10 protein-coding genes are annotated in these 16,013 nt (G+C 42.1%); 9 read left to right on the top strand and 1 reads right to left on the bottom strand.

Going from position 1 to position 16,013, the window contains the following annotated elements; genetic code table 11:
* Window positions 1-57 precede the first annotated feature (57 nt).
* The gene (locus AC2JBO_RS24240) at window positions 58-876 is read left to right on the top strand and encodes a polysaccharide deacetylase family protein (RefSeq protein ID WP_496956194.1); all 819 of its coding nucleotides are present in this window, start codon (window positions 58-60) and stop codon (window positions 874-876) included.
* 499 nt (window positions 877-1,375) lie between these two features.
* Here AC2JBO_RS24240 and AC2JBO_RS24245 read toward each other — a convergent pair whose 3' ends face one another.
* Window positions 1,376-6,118, bottom strand: a complete 4,743-nt coding sequence (locus AC2JBO_RS24245; RefSeq protein ID WP_496956200.1) for a glutamate synthase-related protein — start codon at window positions 6,116-6,118, stop codon at window positions 1,376-1,378.
* 782 nt (window positions 6,119-6,900) lie between these two features.
* Between AC2JBO_RS24245 and AC2JBO_RS24250 the strand changes: the two genes are divergently transcribed.
* From AC2JBO_RS24250 to rpsJ, 8 genes are all read left to right on the top strand, one after another.
* A complete protein-coding gene (locus AC2JBO_RS24250; RefSeq protein WP_496956195.1) occupies window positions 6,901-9,042 on the top strand; it encodes a phosphodiester glycosidase family protein in 2,142 nt (713 codons plus the stop codon).
* 429 nt (window positions 9,043-9,471) lie between these two features.
* Entirely contained in the window at window positions 9,472-9,897 is a 426-nt protein-coding gene (locus AC2JBO_RS24255) for a phosphomannose isomerase type II C-terminal cupin domain (RefSeq protein WP_496956196.1), read from the top strand.
* Between the two features lie 171 nt (window positions 9,898-10,068).
* A complete protein-coding gene (locus AC2JBO_RS24260) occupies window positions 10,069-10,392 on the top strand; it encodes a HesB/IscA family protein (RefSeq protein ID WP_496956201.1) in 324 nt (107 codons plus the stop codon).
* 123 nt (window positions 10,393-10,515) lie between these two features.
* A complete protein-coding gene (rpsL, locus tag AC2JBO_RS24265; RefSeq protein ID WP_019493948.1) occupies window positions 10,516-10,899 on the top strand; it encodes a 30S ribosomal protein S12 in 384 nt (127 codons plus the stop codon).
* Between the two features lie 437 nt (window positions 10,900-11,336).
* Window positions 11,337-11,807 carry a 30S ribosomal protein S7 gene (rpsG, locus tag AC2JBO_RS24270; protein WP_496956197.1) on the top strand — a complete coding sequence of 157 codons (471 nt, stop codon included), beginning with the start codon at window positions 11,337-11,339 and terminating at the stop codon, window positions 11,805-11,807.
* Window positions 11,808-11,994: 187 nt separating this feature from the next.
* Complete coding sequence (gene fusA, locus AC2JBO_RS24275) at window positions 11,995-14,076, top strand: elongation factor G (protein WP_496956198.1); 2,082 nt, start codon at window positions 11,995-11,997, stop codon at window positions 14,074-14,076.
* An 18-nt stretch (window positions 14,077-14,094) separates the two neighbouring features.
* Window positions 14,095-15,324, top strand: coding sequence for an elongation factor Tu (gene tuf / locus AC2JBO_RS24280; protein ID WP_496956199.1), 1,230 nt, complete (start codon window positions 14,095-14,097; stop codon window positions 15,322-15,324).
* A gap of 168 nt (window positions 15,325-15,492) precedes the next feature.
* On the top strand, window positions 15,493-15,810 hold the full coding sequence (gene rpsJ / locus AC2JBO_RS24285) for a 30S ribosomal protein S10 (RefSeq protein ID WP_010998474.1): 318 nt from the start codon (window positions 15,493-15,495) through the stop codon (window positions 15,808-15,810).
* Window positions 15,811-16,013: the final 203 nt, after the last annotated feature.

Here is a 16,013-nt window from a genome sequence, read left to right on the forward strand (position 1 = left end):
ATACCAAAATTTTTTGTACTATGTCTAGCGGCTTTGGCTGTAATCTTAGGCATAGGTATGGTTGTACCTCTAAAACCAAACATTTCGGCAAGTAACCTTGAAGTCGCAGTTAATGCTAGTACACCAACAACAGTAGATACTACAAAGCAGGTTGAAAGATTAAAAACGGAAATGCTTGATAGCTGGCAAGAAGAAGCCAAACAAAAAGGTATACAAGAAATACCAAAACGCTATCAAGGAGTGACTTTAAATTCAGTTAAACCGAATAGTAAAGATAAAATCATCGCTTTAACTTTTGATGATGGTCCTTGGCCTAAGTACACCGAACAAGTTTTAGATATCCTCAAAGCCAATAATATCAAAGGAACATTTTTTGTCATTGGCGCCAATATGAAAAACCTCCCAGAAGTTGGGAAACGGATTGTTACCGATGGTCACATAATTGCCAACCATACCTGGCATCACTGGTATCATCGATTAAGTCCAAGCGTTGCAGCCAAAGAAATTGACGACACCGAAGAAATAATTTACAAAACTACAGGTGTAAGAACAAATATATTTAGACCACCTGGTGGAGTTCTAGGTAATGGCCCTGCCGCGTATGCAAGTAAGAAAAACTACTCAGTAATAATGTGGTCAGCAGATTCAAATGACTACAAACGTCCTGCCGTACCGAGGTTACTTGGAAACGTGATGCGATTTTCCAAACCTGGTGGTATTGTCTTAATGCACGACGGGGGTGGTGTGCGTGACAGTACAGTCAAAGCATTGCCTGAAATGATAAAAAGATTTAGACAGCAGGGTTATCGGTTTGTCACCATACCTGAAATGTTAGAACTTGAAGACCAGCAACTACAGGCAGTCGCAAAACAGTAATCAACACCAATACACAATAACTATATACATTTAAAGGCGCCTATAATCGGGCATCTTTATGGTTGTTGTAAGGACTTCAGTCCTTCATCTAAGCTTAAATTTGGGTGGTTGGCTTGCAACGGATGAGAGCGGATGTAACGGATAAATAGGGCTTGCTGAATAGAACTATAAACTTTACCACGTAAGGGTTTCATAAGTTAGGTCAATTATTTTATCTTTTGTATTCACATTTGCGACTTGAGCATCATGAAAGTCATGTTTTGGTGCTTCAGGCATACTTGTTACGCTCTTTGAAATTGACTATAGCTATATAGTTAGATACTAGCGTACCTCGACCAAAGCCGAATGAAACCAAAGCTTGTACTTCAAGGGAATATTAAAATCAACCATCCGTTACATCCGTTGTATCTGTTGCCAAGCTCTGTTTCTCTGTGGTAAAAATAGAAACTTGAAAGCACAGGCAAGGATGCCTGTGCTACGGTCTGTATAATTTATAAGTTTATACAGAACTTAACTGTTTTTGTTCAGTAGAAGTAGCTTCTGGACTATCAGCTTCAGAAGGAGGAACTAACTGCCAGAATTTAGGTAGGTATTCTTGCCAGTTATCCAAAATCAATTTCGCTTTTGGTGAATTTGTGCGCTGTACATGTTGTGCAATTAAATCACGCAATTGTTTTTCACCTGCACTCGATACAACTCGCTGAATTTTAACTATTTCTGGATTAACAAATTCAGGGAAATTTCCCTCTTCATCCAAGAAATATCCTAATCCCCCAGTCATACCTGCTGCAACGTTACGTCCAACTTTTCCAAGCACAACTACCACACCACCAGTCATATACTCGCAGCAGTGATCCCCTGCTCCTTCAATAACTGCTGTAGCTTTGGAGTTGCGAACAGCAAAACGTTCACCTGCTAAACCGTTCGCATACAAAAATCCTCCTGTGGCGCCATAAAGGCAGGTATTGCCAATAATCACATTTTGTGCTGCGTCATACTTGGCATTGACAGGGGGTTTGATAATTATTTCCCCGCCGTTCATACTTTTACCAACGTAGTCGTTAGCTTCTCCAGAAAGAGTGAGAATCATACCCGCAAGGTTAAATGCACCAAAGCTTTGACCAACACTGCCAATTAAGTTCAGGTTAATCTGACCTTCAAAACCATTGTCACCGTACTGCGATGCAATTCTTCCAGCTAAACGCGCGCCGACTGTTCGATCGGTATTAACAATATTAATTGTCTTGGTGACAGCAGATTGATTACTAATTGCAGCAGCAATTGCACTATCAGCAATTAATTCATCATCTACCACAGTTCCGTTACTATGAACTTCTTCGTGCTGCAACCAATCACGGTTTGTGCGTGTGTCGGGTAAATTTATTAAACAGTCAAGATTAAGCGCTTGTGTTTTGGTTAAATGCGCTCCGGCACGTGTTTTTAATAAGTCCGCGCGTCCAACAACTTCTGGTAGAGAACGATATCCCAAACGTGCTAACAAACTACGAACTTCTTCAGCAATAAAGTAGAAGAAATTTACTACATGTTCAGGCATTCCGTTAAACCGCTTCCGTAACTCTTCTTTTTGCGAAGCTACGCCAACAGGACAATTGTTAGTATGGCAAATTCGCGCCATAATACAACCTTCGGCAATCATCGCGATTGAACCAAAGCCAAATTCTTCGGCGCCCATCAAAGCACCTACTAGCACGTCCCAACCACTCTTCAAACCACCATCTACACGCAAAATCACCCGGTCACGCAATTGATTTTGCATTAACACACTATGAACTTCGCTTAAACCGAGTTCCCACGGGGAACCTGCGTGTTTAATCGAACTTAGTGGTGAGGCACCTGTACCGCCATCATGTCCCGAAATTTGAATAATATCAGCATTGGCTTTAGCAACACCCGCTGCAATAGTCCCAATACCAATTTCGGCAACTAATTTTACAGAGACTTGAGCTTTGGGGTTAATTTGGTGCAAGTCGAAAATTAACTGCGCCAAGTCTTCGATAGAGTAAATATCGTGGTGCGGTGGTGGAGAAATTAAAGTTACACCAGGTTTAGAACGGCGCAGCATCGCAATATATTGACTAACTTTGGGACCAGGTAACTGTCCACCTTCACCTGGCTTGGCGCCTTGAGCAATTTTAATCTCGACTTGCTTGGCACTCATTAAATACTCAGGTGTTACCCCAAATCTTCCCGAAGCTATTTGTTTGATCGAACTTGTTGCAGTGTCACCATTACGTAGCCCTTTGAGGTGAGGTAAAGTCGCCGACAATCCTTTCTCATCAACATCTTTTAGAGTTATATATCGTACAGGGTCTTCTCCACCTTCACCCGAATTCGACTTACCACCAATACGGTTCATCGCAATAGCTAAAGTTTCGTGCGCTTCTCTAGATAAGGCGCCTAACGACATTCCACCCGTACAGAAGCGTTTGACAATTTCGCTAACAGACTCAACTTCTTCAATAGCTATAGGTTGTCTATCACTTTGGAAGTCTAGCAAATCGCGCAGTGCTGTAATTGGTCTGTTTTGTAGATGCTTTTGGTAAACTTCGTAATGGTCGTACTGTTTACCGTCAACAGCTTTGTGTAATGCTTTTGCGAGTTCTGGGCTGTTCATATGGTACTCGCCACCTGGACGGTATTGAACGAAGCCTAAATTTTCTAGTTTCTTGACGTTGAGTTCAGGGAAAGCTTTGGAGTGGAATGATAACACTTCTTGCGCGAGTTCTTTCAAACTGAGTCCGCCAATGCGTGAAGTTGTGCCTTTAAAGCCTAACTCTAATAAATCTGCTCCAATACCAATTGCCTCAAAAATTTGTGCAGCTTGGTAACTCGAAAGCAGTGAGATACCCATCTTGGATAAAATTTTGAGCAATCCAGTTTCAACCGCTTTACAGTAGTTATTCTGAGCTTTCTCTAAACTAATTGCAGCAATTTTGCCCCGCTCCATAAATTGCTGTGTTCTCGGGTCTACCCACCAGTCTTGTACGGTTTCTAATGCCATGTAAGCACAAACCGCAGCTGCACCGTATCCAATTAGACATGCAAAATGATGCGTACTCCAACATTGAGCAGTATTTATGACCAGTGATGCGTGTGTTCGTAATCCTTGGCGAATCAAATGATGGTGAACGGCGCCAACTGCCAACAAAGGTGGAATGTAAGTATGCTCCGTTCCAATACTAACATTTGAACTCTTATGGTCACTGAGTATCAAAATTTCGGCGCCAGAAGAAACAGCTTCTGCAGCTTTGGCTTGTAAAGCATGAACAGCAGCTTCTAAACCATTGGGACCAGAGGCAATTTCAAACAACGTTGATAACTCAACAGTTTTGAACGAAGAATGTTTAATCGTTTCTAAATCAGCAGTCGAGAGAACTGGCGAATCTAACTTTAAACGACGCGCGTATTCAGGTTTTGGGTCTAATAAATTGCCACGGGCGCCTAATTCGACCTTAAGCGACATTACCAAACTTTCACGCAAAGGGTCAATTGGTGGATTTGTCACCTGCGCGAACCGCTGCTTGAAATAGTCATATAAAAGGTGTGGTTTAGAAGAAAGAACAGCCAAGGGAATATCATCACCCATACAGAAAGTCGGTTCCTTCCCAGACTCTGCCATTGGCTGAATTACCATTTCCACGTCTTCAGTGGTATAACCAAAAGCTATTTGCTGTCGCAGTAAATTTTGACGGTCAATGGCAGTAGGTTGAATAGGTTTAATAGATTGAATTTCTACAATTCCATTACCATTCCCATTCCCATTCCCATTTCCATTCCCATTTCCATTTCCATTCAGCGAATGCTTACCAGCCAATGACTTTAAATCTTGACGGTGTTGACGTAACCATTCACCATAAGGACGCTGTTTGGCAATACGCTGTTTAATTTCCCAGTTTTTGAGTATTTCGTTCGTTTCCAAGTCAACAGCTATCATTTGCCCAGGTCCCAAACGACCCTTTTCGATAATGTCTTCTTCAGGGAAATTAACTACACCCGCTTCCGAAGCCACAACAATATAATCGTCTTTTGTGATGCAGTAACGCGCGGGTCTTAAACCGTTACGGTCAAGAGTGGCGCCAACTTTGCGTCCATCACCAAATACCAACAGCGCTGGACCATCCCAAGCTTCCTGCATCCCACTGTAATATTCGTAAAAATCAATTATTTCAGGATAATCGTTTAAAGAAGGCTGATTATTATAAGCTTCTGGAACCATTATCATCAACGCTTCCAACGGGCTGCGTCCTGAACGCACTAGCACTTCAAAAACATTATCTAAAGTGGCCGAGTCGCTATTATCAATTTGGACAAATGGTTTAAGGTCATCAAAACGCGACCCCCACACAGGATGACTCAAACTCGCCTCGCGCGCCATCATCCAGTTGATATTACCCAACAAAGTGTTAATTTCACCATTGTGCCCCAACAACCGCATCGGTTGCGCTAAAGGCCATTTGGGCATGGTGTTTGTACTGAAACGTCGGTGGTATACCGCGAAAGAAGTCTTAAAAGCAGGGTGTTTCAAATCATTATAGAACTCACCCAAAACAGCCGAACGCACCATGCCCTTGTAAACAATAGTACGCGAGGACAACGAAGCTATATAAAAGTCTTCTGATGAAACATTATGTATAACTTGGTTTTGTACAGTTTTAAAAATGCGACGGCGAGCAAGATAAAGCTGCTGCTCTAGTTCGGCGCCACTACTGCCAACTTCTGAAACTAATAAAACTTGCTCAATGCGAGGAAGATTTTCGCGCGCTTGCACACCCAACAAATCCGGTTCTACTGGTACTACTCGCCAGCCCAGTACACCAAGTTTTTCTTCTGTTGCTATTTTCTCAAAAATGCTACGAGCTTCTTGTGCAGCTTGGGCTTCTTGTGGTAAAAAGACCATGCCCACAGCATATTTATTAGTATCTGAAACCTGCCCTAATTGTATACCTTGTACTTCAAACGCATTTTGGAACAATTCCCAAGGGATAGCTGTCAAAATACCTGCTCCATCACCGGAGTTAGAGTCCGCGCTGCATCCACCACGATGTTCTAAACAGGTTAAAGCTTGCAAGGCTTTTTCCACTATTTCGTGACTTGAAGAGTTTTGACGATGGGCAATAAAACCCACCCCACAAGCATCACGCTCTTCTACTAGCCATCGTTGTCCATTATATGTACACCTATTAGGAGTATCCGAATTTTTGTCTGATGCCAAATTTGTCATACTGCGTTCTTGATTAATTGCATCGTTGCTCATAGACTGTCCCTGACAAGGATTTTTGTTTTTACGTTTTTTGTACTAACCTTTCTAAATCGTGATATGTGGCTAAATACACAATCATTTGAATTTAGAAAAAAAAATTCTAACTTCGGGTTCAATTTGCTTTTACCCGTGTTAAAATCATGCTTGTTATTTTTTTTACATCATATTCAGTGTGACAAGTTGCTTGTCAGTCTTCGTTGTAGTTTTTTGTCTATGGCAGTAAAGCTGTGTATTTTCTCTTTATTTTTTTATAAACAAGCTGGGTATAGTCTGCATAGACAAAACCCGCACGAGAATTCATATTTTATACTTTACTGGTTGTAAAACTGAAGACTTTCTCATCACATAACAAATTCAGCCTAGTACAATACATGGTCATTTGACAATTAAACGCTATATCTTTTATTACTCCAGCTAATACATCATTGCTTATGAATGATACTACCAAATTTTACTTACTTAAGTGGCGACTATCTGTTAGTTGCGACTATAGCGTGAAGTAGAAATTCAATCGACAATTACGAAAATTAGCTATTGCGATTATCTCTACACAGCTTGTAAGCGCGCCATAACGCACTTGTTTCGGTAGTGAAATTACTGATGAACGCTTATATAGAGATAAAAGCCCATATTCACATTATCATGTTCTGGCACAAAAGTAATGTCATTATTTTTTGACAAGCTTTAAAAATTTATAACAAGATTTACCATTCTAAATTAGCGATAATTAGTAGCAAAAAGCAATGCAAAAACAGAAATATTACGTAGAAAAATATACCCGCTTAAGGCTTGGTCGAGGCTTACATAAGGCTATTATCAAGCTTTGCTGGGGTTGGATGTTACCAATACTTCCGTTATCGCTATGTTTAATAACTAACAGTGGCGCCTCAGCCGTGCAGTTACAAAACCCGTCACCCACACCATTACCCACCCTGACATTACCGCCAACACCCCCCAACCCCATACCTGTAACTCCTGTCAGAGGCGCCACAGCTTACGGAAATCAAATTTCTCTAAACGGTCGAGTTGTATCTGGTCTATGGTTTACTCGCGCAGCAAGCAAGAATCAATCTACTATACATATAGCCGACGGAACACTGCGGCAGTTAATCGGTTTAGACTTGCTATCAACTTCCAGCCCGACAAAACAACCGATAGCATGGTTCTCATCTTACACCAGACCGCAAGTTCTTAACGCCAGGTTAACTGGAAGTTATCGGTATCTAGATGTTACAAATTTAGTTAAAACAGCAGGATGGCAAATAACACCACAAGCTAACATCCTAACTATTAACACCCCACCTAGCAAAATTATAGATATCCGTGAAAGCGAGCTAGTACTTTCAAAACCACCAGTCAACCCACAGGTCAACCCATCAATTAGCCCATTACCACCAGTTAACCCACCAAATGGAAAACTGCTTGTTATTAACGTTGACCGTGCAACACCTTGGGTAGTTAGACAAGAAGCACCAGCCAAGCGCGTAGTAGACCCAGATGCTGTCAACCCGACTCCAACAACACCTCCGAACCGCGACTGGACAATTGTCCTAGATGGTATTGCTGAACTGGGTTTAGTACAAAAATATACACCTGTACCACCAGTAGCTCCAATTCCGGCGCCAGTACCCAACTCACCGCTACAACTTCTAAAGCAGTTAAAATTGCCTTTGCCTATTCAACTGCCACCTCAGCAACCGATACAACCTATTCCTGTACAACCAGAACCAACAGTAAAGCAAGTAGAAGTAGTTAACAATCAAACATTAATTCGTATTTCGGTTCCATTTGGCTATGCACCTCGTATTCAAGCGTCAGCTGCTAACAGCTTAAACGTTGAAATTCGACCTGATGCGCTAGTACCTCGTAGTATTGCTTGGGCGCCATCTTTAACATGGAAACAGCAGTGGGTAAATTTGGGGCAAGAAAGTTTTCCGATAATTTGGTTAGAAATAAATCCGAAGTTATTTCAAATCAAACCTATCGTTAGTAACTCAAATACACTTATAGGCACTGCACCGTTAAGCCTAACCGCACAAACCAATCTAGCTCTAGCAGGAATTAACGGTGGTTACTTTAACCGTAATAACCGTTACCCCCTCGGCGCCATTCGTAGTAACGGGCAATGGCTATCAAGTCCGATTTTAAATCGAGGCGCCATTGCCTGGAATAACTCTGGTCAATTTTACGTCGGTAGACTTACTCTAGAAGAAACACTAGTTACCAATACCAATCAACGATTACCAATACTTTTCCTTAATAGTGGCTACGTACAATCAGGAATAGCTCGGTATACTCCCGCTTGGGGCAGTACATATACTCCATTAACAGATAATGAAACAATTATCGTAGTTCAAAAAAATCAAATTACGAATCAATATTTAGCTCCAAAAGCCGGGGAAACACCTGTACCCATACCAAATGACGGTTATTTACTAACATTACGCGGTACAGCTTCTAGCAACCTCAGCTTATTACCTGTAGGCGCCACTTTAAATATTGCTAGTTCAACAATACCGCCGGAATTTAATCGTTATTCAAATATTATTGGCGCCGGACCACTGTTAGTGCAAAATCGTCAAGTAGTTCTAGATGCAAAAGCTGAAAAATTTAGCGATGCGTTTATCAGCGAGCGAGCAATTCGCAGTGGTATATGTACAGCAGCAAATGGGAACGTGCTGATAACCTCCACCCAAAACCGCGCAGGTGGTGCAGGGCCAACATTAGCCGAACATGCTCAACTGATGCAGCTTTTGGGATGTATAAACGCCTTAAATTTAGACGGAGGTAGTTCAACAACTCTCTACTTAGGAGGACAACTTATCGACCGTCCCCTCAACACCCAAGCGCGCGTCCACAATGGCATCGGTATATTTTATAAATAGTGCTGAGTGCTAAGTGCTGAGTTAAAAGTTAGTGGTTAGTGTCAAAAGTTTTGGTCTGCTGTAGCATAGGCATCCCGTCTGTGCAGTGACATATATTTTGTTACCACAGAGGCACTGAGTACACTGAGAGAAGAGAGCAAGAGAATATCAACACCCCAGAATTAATGATACGAACCATTAGGAGGCGCGGAGTTATTACTCAGCACTCATTACTCAGCACTCAGCACTGCGAACGAAATTTTGTAAAGACTTGATGTACTTACCGTAAAAATGTCAGGTGTTGAATACACGCTTTGTTGTGATTTTGTTATGTTTACCAAGGATGGCTAAATTGCTTAATTCTACGGTTGCGATATTGCACTAAATTTCTTCATCAATAGGTTAGGAAGTAAAAAAATTTTGTCTATGTCTCCTAAAAAAGAGGTTCTTATGGCTACAGAAGCAACGCAAACCAACACCCTACCTTTACCTACAGCAGTTACCTCACGTGGTGTCGCTGCAACTGAGTTACGTCCTTGGGGTTCGTTCACAATTTTAGAAGAAGGTCGCGGTTACAAAATCAAACGTATAGAAGTTAAACCAGGTCACCGTCTCAGTTTACAAATGCACCACCACCGTTCAGAACACTGGATTGTTGTTTCTGGCACCGCTAAAGTTATTTGTGGAGAAGGAGAAATTCTACTCAGCAACAACCAATCTACCTACGTTCCTCAGTGTACCGCACACCGCCTGGAAAACCCTGGTGTTATCCCATTGGTTCTTATTGAGGTTCAAAATGGAGAATACTTAGGCGAAGACGATATTATTCGTTTTCAAGACGATTACGCGCGTACAGAAAAATCAGTTACACATTAGAACGAAACTCTATAAAATCACAACAACTTAGAATTAAATTACCAAGCCACCCATCTTATATAATATAAGGTGGGCTTTTTAATCAAAAACTCTTGTGCTTGTGGAACGGGCATCCCAAACCGTAATTCAATACTTCATTTGAATAAGAAACGCTATAGCTCTACAACTTTTATGATTTATTTGAGTCCAGCAGCCGTATCAGAAATTAAACGATTGCAGCTAAAGCAGCAACAGCCCATCTGGTTTCGCCTAGCTGTTAAAAGTGGTGGCTGCTCCGGATTATTTTACGACATGTCCTTCGAGCAAGAAGTAAATCAAAACGATGCCGTTTTTGATTCACATGGAATTCAAGTTGCCATTGACAGTCAAACATTGGGGTATGTAAACGGCTTGACACTTGACTACTCAGAAGATTTGATGGGTGGAGGATTTCGCTTTTATAACCCACAAGCAAGCTCAACGTGTAGTTGTGGCAACTCCTTCGTCAGCTCGTAAGTGATGAAATTAATCGTAGGACTTCAGTCTTTCACAAAAATCATTTGACAAAAAACTGCAGAAAAAGATATAATCAGGATTTGTTAAAACTTAGACCACTAACAGCTTGATATGCTGTAACTCATGCCAACAATACAGCAACTTATAAGAAACGAACGCGAACTCGCGCGTCAGAAAACAAAGTCACCAGCCCTGAAACAATGCCCGCAACGTCGGGGAGTTTGTACCAGGGTATTTACGACAACACCCAAAAAACCTAACTCAGCGCTACGTAAAGTCGCGCGGGTGCGATTAACTTCTGGCTTTGAAGTAACAGCGTACATTCCGGGAATTGGGCACAACTTACAAGAACACTCAGTTGTAATGATTCGTGGTGGTCGGGTCAAAGACTTGCCAGGTGTGCGCTATCACATTATTCGCGGCACACTAGATACAGCTGGAGTCAAAGACCGTAAACAAGGACGCTCCAAATATGGAACAAAGCGTCCGAAGGCTGCTGCAAAATAACTTTCCAAAAACCAGCCAGAATCGTACTTCCTGAATTCAAGCACAGTCTGAGCGGTACGTAGCAATGAAAGCGTATACCTCAGACCTGTTGTTTGAGATTTATTTATAGTTGTTTATCGTGTGCAAACTTTACCTGTAAAGATTTTAGTCGGTATAATGGTTGAATTGCTTTGATTCAAAGTTAAAGCGCGTAAAGTTAGTTTTTATGTGCCTACCTATTCAAAATCAGGACAGAAGTACAGTTCAGTTAAAATAATACTGATTTGAAGGCACAACACAGTTTCACTTAAGAAGAAATTGTATTATAATGTCGCTTTGTCTGTCTGGTTGAAGTATTGTTGCAAGAAGCTGGAAAGCTGATTTGAGCATTGCTTGTGTTACTTGCAGAGTTTAAACTAGAAAATCTTGAAGATTTTATTTAAGGGTTAAGGTTAAGTATGTCTCGTCGTGGTGTTATTCAAAGGCGCCCTGTTCCGCCTGATTCCGTATTCAACAGCCGACTGGTTAGTATGATTATTCGCCGGATAATGCGTCACGGCAAAAAATCGCTAGCCGCACGGATTGTTTACGATGCATTAAAAACAATTGGCGACCGCACTGGTGGCGACCCTCTCGAAACATTTGAAAGAGCAGTACGGAACGCGACACCACTAGTTGAAGTCAAAGCACGTCGTGTAGGTGGTGCGACTTATCAAGTACCAATGGAAGTACGTAATGAGCGCGGTACAACCTTAGCATTGCGCTGGTTAGTCCAATATTCTCGTCAACGTCCTGGTCGTACTATGGCTTCTAGACTCGCTAATGAGCTAATGGATGCTGCGAATGAAACGGGAAGTGCAATCAAAAAGCGTGAGGAAACTCATCGTATGGCAGAAGCCAATAAAGCTTTCGCGCACTATCGTTATTAATTAGAAGCTTAAACATCTATCCAAGGGTAGATATGCGCGTATTGCTCGAATCGAGCCGATATATCGTATCTAATAAGTCGATATATCGGGTATTTGTTAACTAAAGTATCGGTTTTCCGTAAAGTATACAAACTTAACAAAGTGTAATATACAAGATATCATAAGGCGAAATCTATAGGAGGCTGCCGTGGCACGCACTATCCCGCTAGAGAGAGTACGCAATATAGGAATTGCGGCGCATATAGACGCGGGCAAGACGACAACAACAGAGAGAATATTATTTTACTCTGGTATTATTCACAAAATTGGTGAGGTTCACGAAGGTACTGCTGTCACCGACTGGATGGAACAGGAGCGCGAACGCGGTATCACAATTACAGCCGCAGCAATTAGTACAAGTTGGAAAGACCACCAAATCAACATTATTGATACTCCCGGTCACGTAGACTTCACGATTGAAGTTGAGCGTTCGATGCGGGTACTTGATGGTGTAATTACAGTATTGTGTTCAGTAGGTGGAGTTCAACCACAAACAGAAACAGTATGGCGGCAAGCAGATCGCTACAAAGTGCCTCGGATTGTTTTCATCAATAAGATGGACCGTACAGGCGCCAACTTCTATAGAGTGTACGAACAAGTTCGCGACCGTTTACGTGCCAATGCGATACCAGTTCAGTTGCCCATTGGTGCAGAAAATGACTTTTTGGGATTAGTTGACTTGGTGAAAATGCGTGCTTACATCTACACCAACGATAAAGGTACTGATATCAAAGAAGAAGACATTCCCGCAGATATGCAGGAATTGGCTACTGAGTACCGAACTAAGCTAATTGAAGCGGTTTCTGAAACCAGCGACGAATTGATGGCTAAGTACTTCGATGGTGAGGAACTTACCGAAAAAGAAATTACTACTGCTTTGCGTAAAGGTACAGTAGCTGGTAGAATTATACCTTTACTTTGTGGTTCTGCCTTTAAGAATAAAGGCGTACAGTTGCTGCTTGATGCAGTTGTAGATTATTTACCGTCGCCTCCAGAAGTTCCAGCGATTCAAGGTACTTTACTTTCGGGTGAAGCTGTTGAGCGTCATGCTTCGGACAACGAGCCGTTGTCTGCTCTAGCGTTTAAAATTATGGCTGACCCATATGGGCGCCTAACGTTTGTGCGTGTTTATTCAGGTGTCTTGAAAAAAGGTAGCTATGTACTGAATGCTACCAAGAACAAGAAAGAAAGAATTTCACGTTTAGTAGTATTGAAAGCGGATGAGCGACAAGACGTAGACGAATTACGTGCAGGTGACTTAGGAGCAGCGTTAGGACTAAAAGATACATTAACTGGCGATACAATTACAGATGAAAATTCACCGGTAATTTTAGAATCCCTGTTTATTCCAGAGCCTGTCATCTCGGTAGCGGTAGAACCCAAGACCAAGAACGACATGGACAAGCTTTCCAAAGCTTTGCAGTCGCTATCGGAAGAAGACCCAACTTTCCGCGTTAGCGTTGACCAAGAAACAAACCAAACCGTGATCGCTGGAATGGGTGAGTTACACCTAGAAATTCTGGTTGACCGGATGTTGCGCGAGTTTAAGGTTGAAGCAAACGTTGGGGCGCCGCAAGTAGCTTACCGTGAAACAATTCGCAAAGCTGTGAGTCGAGTAGAAGGTAAATTTATTCGTCAGAGCGGTGGTAAAGGTCAGTACGGTCACGTAGTGATCGATCTCGAACCGGGTGAGCCTGGAAGTGGATTTGAGTTTGTCTCTAAAATAGTCGGTGGTACTGTACCTAAAGAGTACATAAGTCCTGCGGAAGCGGGGATGAAGGAAAGTACCGAATCTGGCATATTAGCTGGTTATCCGTTGATTGATGTTAAGGCAACATTGATTGATGGGTCGTACCATGATGTAGACTCTTCAGAAATGGCTTTCAAAATCGCAGGAAGTATGGCGATGAAGGAAGCTGTAATGAAAGCTTCGCCTGTACTATTAGAACCGTTGATGAAAGTTGAAGTCGAAGTACCCGAAAACTTCCTTGGTGATGTAATGGGAGACCTAAACTCGCGTCGCGGACAAATCGAAGGTATGGGGTCGGAAGCTGGTCTTGCGAAAGTAACTGCTAAGGTTCCCTTGGCAGAAATGTTTGGCTATGCTACTGACATTCGCTCAAAGACCCAAGGACGCGGAATCTTCTCAATGGAGTTTAGCCATTACGAAGAAGTGCCTCGCAACGTCGCAGAGGCTATTATCGCTAAAGCAAAGGGAACGCATAACTAGAAAAGGAAACAAGTATTCATGGCACGCGCAAAGTTTGAACGGAATAAACCACACGTCAATATTGGTACTATTGGTCACGTTGACCACGGTAAAACTACTTTAACAGCTGCTATTACCATGACGCTTGCGGCTTCTGGTGGTGCAGTGGCTAAAGCATACGACCAAATCGATGCTGCTCCAGAAGAAAGAGCGCGTGGTATTACGATTAACACTGCTCACGTAGAATATGAAACCGCACAACGTCACTATGCTCACGTAGACTGTCCAGGTCACGCTGACTATGTGAAAAACATGATCACTGGTGCTGCTCAAATGGACGGCGCCATCCTAGTAGTATCCGCAGCAGACGGTCCAATGCCTCAAACCCGCGAACACATTTTGTTAGCGAAGCAGGTAGGTGTACCAAGCTTGGTTGTCTTCATGAATAAAGAAGACATGGTAGATGACGAAGAACTACTTGAACTCGTAGAATTAGAAGTTCGCGAACTTCTATCAAGCTACGACTTCCCAGGTGATGATATCCCTATCGTCAAGGGTTCTGGTCTGCAAGCGCTAGAAAAAATGACTTCGGCGCCTAAAACACAGCGTGGAGAAGATAAGTGGGTAGATAAAATCTACGAACTTATGGATGCTGTAGATTCCTACATTCCAACTCCCGAACGTGACATCGACAAGCCTTTCTTGATGGCAGTGGAAGACGTATTCTCAATCTCAGGTCGTGGTACAGTAGCAACCGGACGTATTGAACGTGGAAAAGTAAAAGTTGGCGACAACGTAGAGTTAGTAGGTATTAAAAATACTCGTGCCACCACAGTAACCGGGATCGAGATGTTCAAGAAGAGTCTCGAAGAAGGTATGGCTGGAGACAACGCGGGTCTACTGCTCCGTGGTTTGAAAAAAGAAGAAATTGAGCGTGGTATGGTATTGGCAAAACCAGGTTCCATCACACCTCACACCGACTTTGAAGGTGAAGTTTATGTATTAACCGAAAAAGAAGGTGGTCGTAAAACTCCTTTCTTTGCAGGATACCGTCCTCAATTCTACGTGCGTACAACCGACGTAACCGGTACCATCGAAGCTTTTACCGCTGATGACGGTGGTACAGCAGAAATGGTAATGCCTGGTGACCGTATCAAAATGACAGTAAAGTTAATCAGCCCAATTGCAATTGAGCAAGGGATGCGCTTTGCGATTCGTGAAGGTGGTCGCACCATCGGTGCTGGTGTTGTTTCTAAAATTGTTAAATAATACCTTGCACTTTTAACTAATAATCGAGCGGAGATGATATAATACGTCTCTGCTCTTTTTATGCCCACAAAAAATTTTAGATTTTGGATTCTCTCATTCAATCTAAAATCCATTCATGTCCGCAAGAAAATCCACAATCCAAAATCATCAGTACCAGGAAAACCGAAGATGGCAACGCTACAACAGCAAAAAATTAGAATTCGCTTGCAAGCTTTTGACCGCCGCTTACTAGATACCTCTTGCGAGAAGATAGTAGACACCGCTAACCGTACTAACGCTACAGCAATTGGCCCAATTCCTCTCCCTACAAAGCGTAAAATTTATTGCGTACTGCGCTCACCCCACGTCGATAAAGATTCACGTGAACATTTTGAAACTCGTACACACCGTCGAATTATTGACATTTATCAACCTTCTTCAAAAACAATTGACGCGCTGATGAAGCTAGACTTGCCATCCGGTGTTGATATTGAAGTTAAGTTGTAATTGACCCATCATAAAAACCTTTTCACTCTTGAATTAGTGTAAATTGTATAATAAATTACTAGCACTTGAGGACTATTTCTCAGGGGCTTTTTATTTGCTGTAGAATAAGGTGATAATATTTAAGATAGTATTTAAGATAATGTCTAAGAAAGAATACCGTAAAAATTACAAAGTTTTAGCCGCTAAAGAGTAAATTTATACCG

This window comes from Calothrix sp. CBUCES-K 9914 (genome assembly GCF_059640475.1).

What these genes read in the sequence shown, in the direction of transcription:
- AC2JBO_RS24245 (WP_496956200.1), bottom strand. Translation starts at nt 6,118, where the DNA reads ATGACAAATTTGGCATCAGACAAAAATTCGGATACTCCTAATAGGTGT.
- tuf (WP_496956199.1), top strand. Translation starts at nt 14,095, where the DNA reads ATGGCACGCGCAAAGTTTGAACGGAATAAACCACACGTCAATATTGGT.
- AC2JBO_RS24240 (WP_496956194.1), top strand. Translation starts at nt 58, where the DNA reads ATGGTTGTACCTCTAAAACCAAACATTTCGGCAAGTAACCTTGAAGTC.
- AC2JBO_RS24260 (WP_496956201.1), top strand. Translation starts at nt 10,069, where the DNA reads ATGATTTATTTGAGTCCAGCAGCCGTATCAGAAATTAAACGATTGCAG.
- rpsG (WP_496956197.1), top strand. Translation starts at nt 11,337, where the DNA reads ATGTCTCGTCGTGGTGTTATTCAAAGGCGCCCTGTTCCGCCTGATTCC.
- AC2JBO_RS24255 (WP_496956196.1), top strand. Translation starts at nt 9,472, where the DNA reads ATGGCTACAGAAGCAACGCAAACCAACACCCTACCTTTACCTACAGCA.
- rpsJ (WP_010998474.1), top strand. Translation starts at nt 15,493, where the DNA reads ATGGCAACGCTACAACAGCAAAAAATTAGAATTCGCTTGCAAGCTTTT.
- rpsL (WP_019493948.1), top strand. Translation starts at nt 10,516, where the DNA reads ATGCCAACAATACAGCAACTTATAAGAAACGAACGCGAACTCGCGCGT.
- AC2JBO_RS24250 (WP_496956195.1), top strand. Translation starts at nt 6,901, where the DNA reads ATGCAAAAACAGAAATATTACGTAGAAAAATATACCCGCTTAAGGCTT.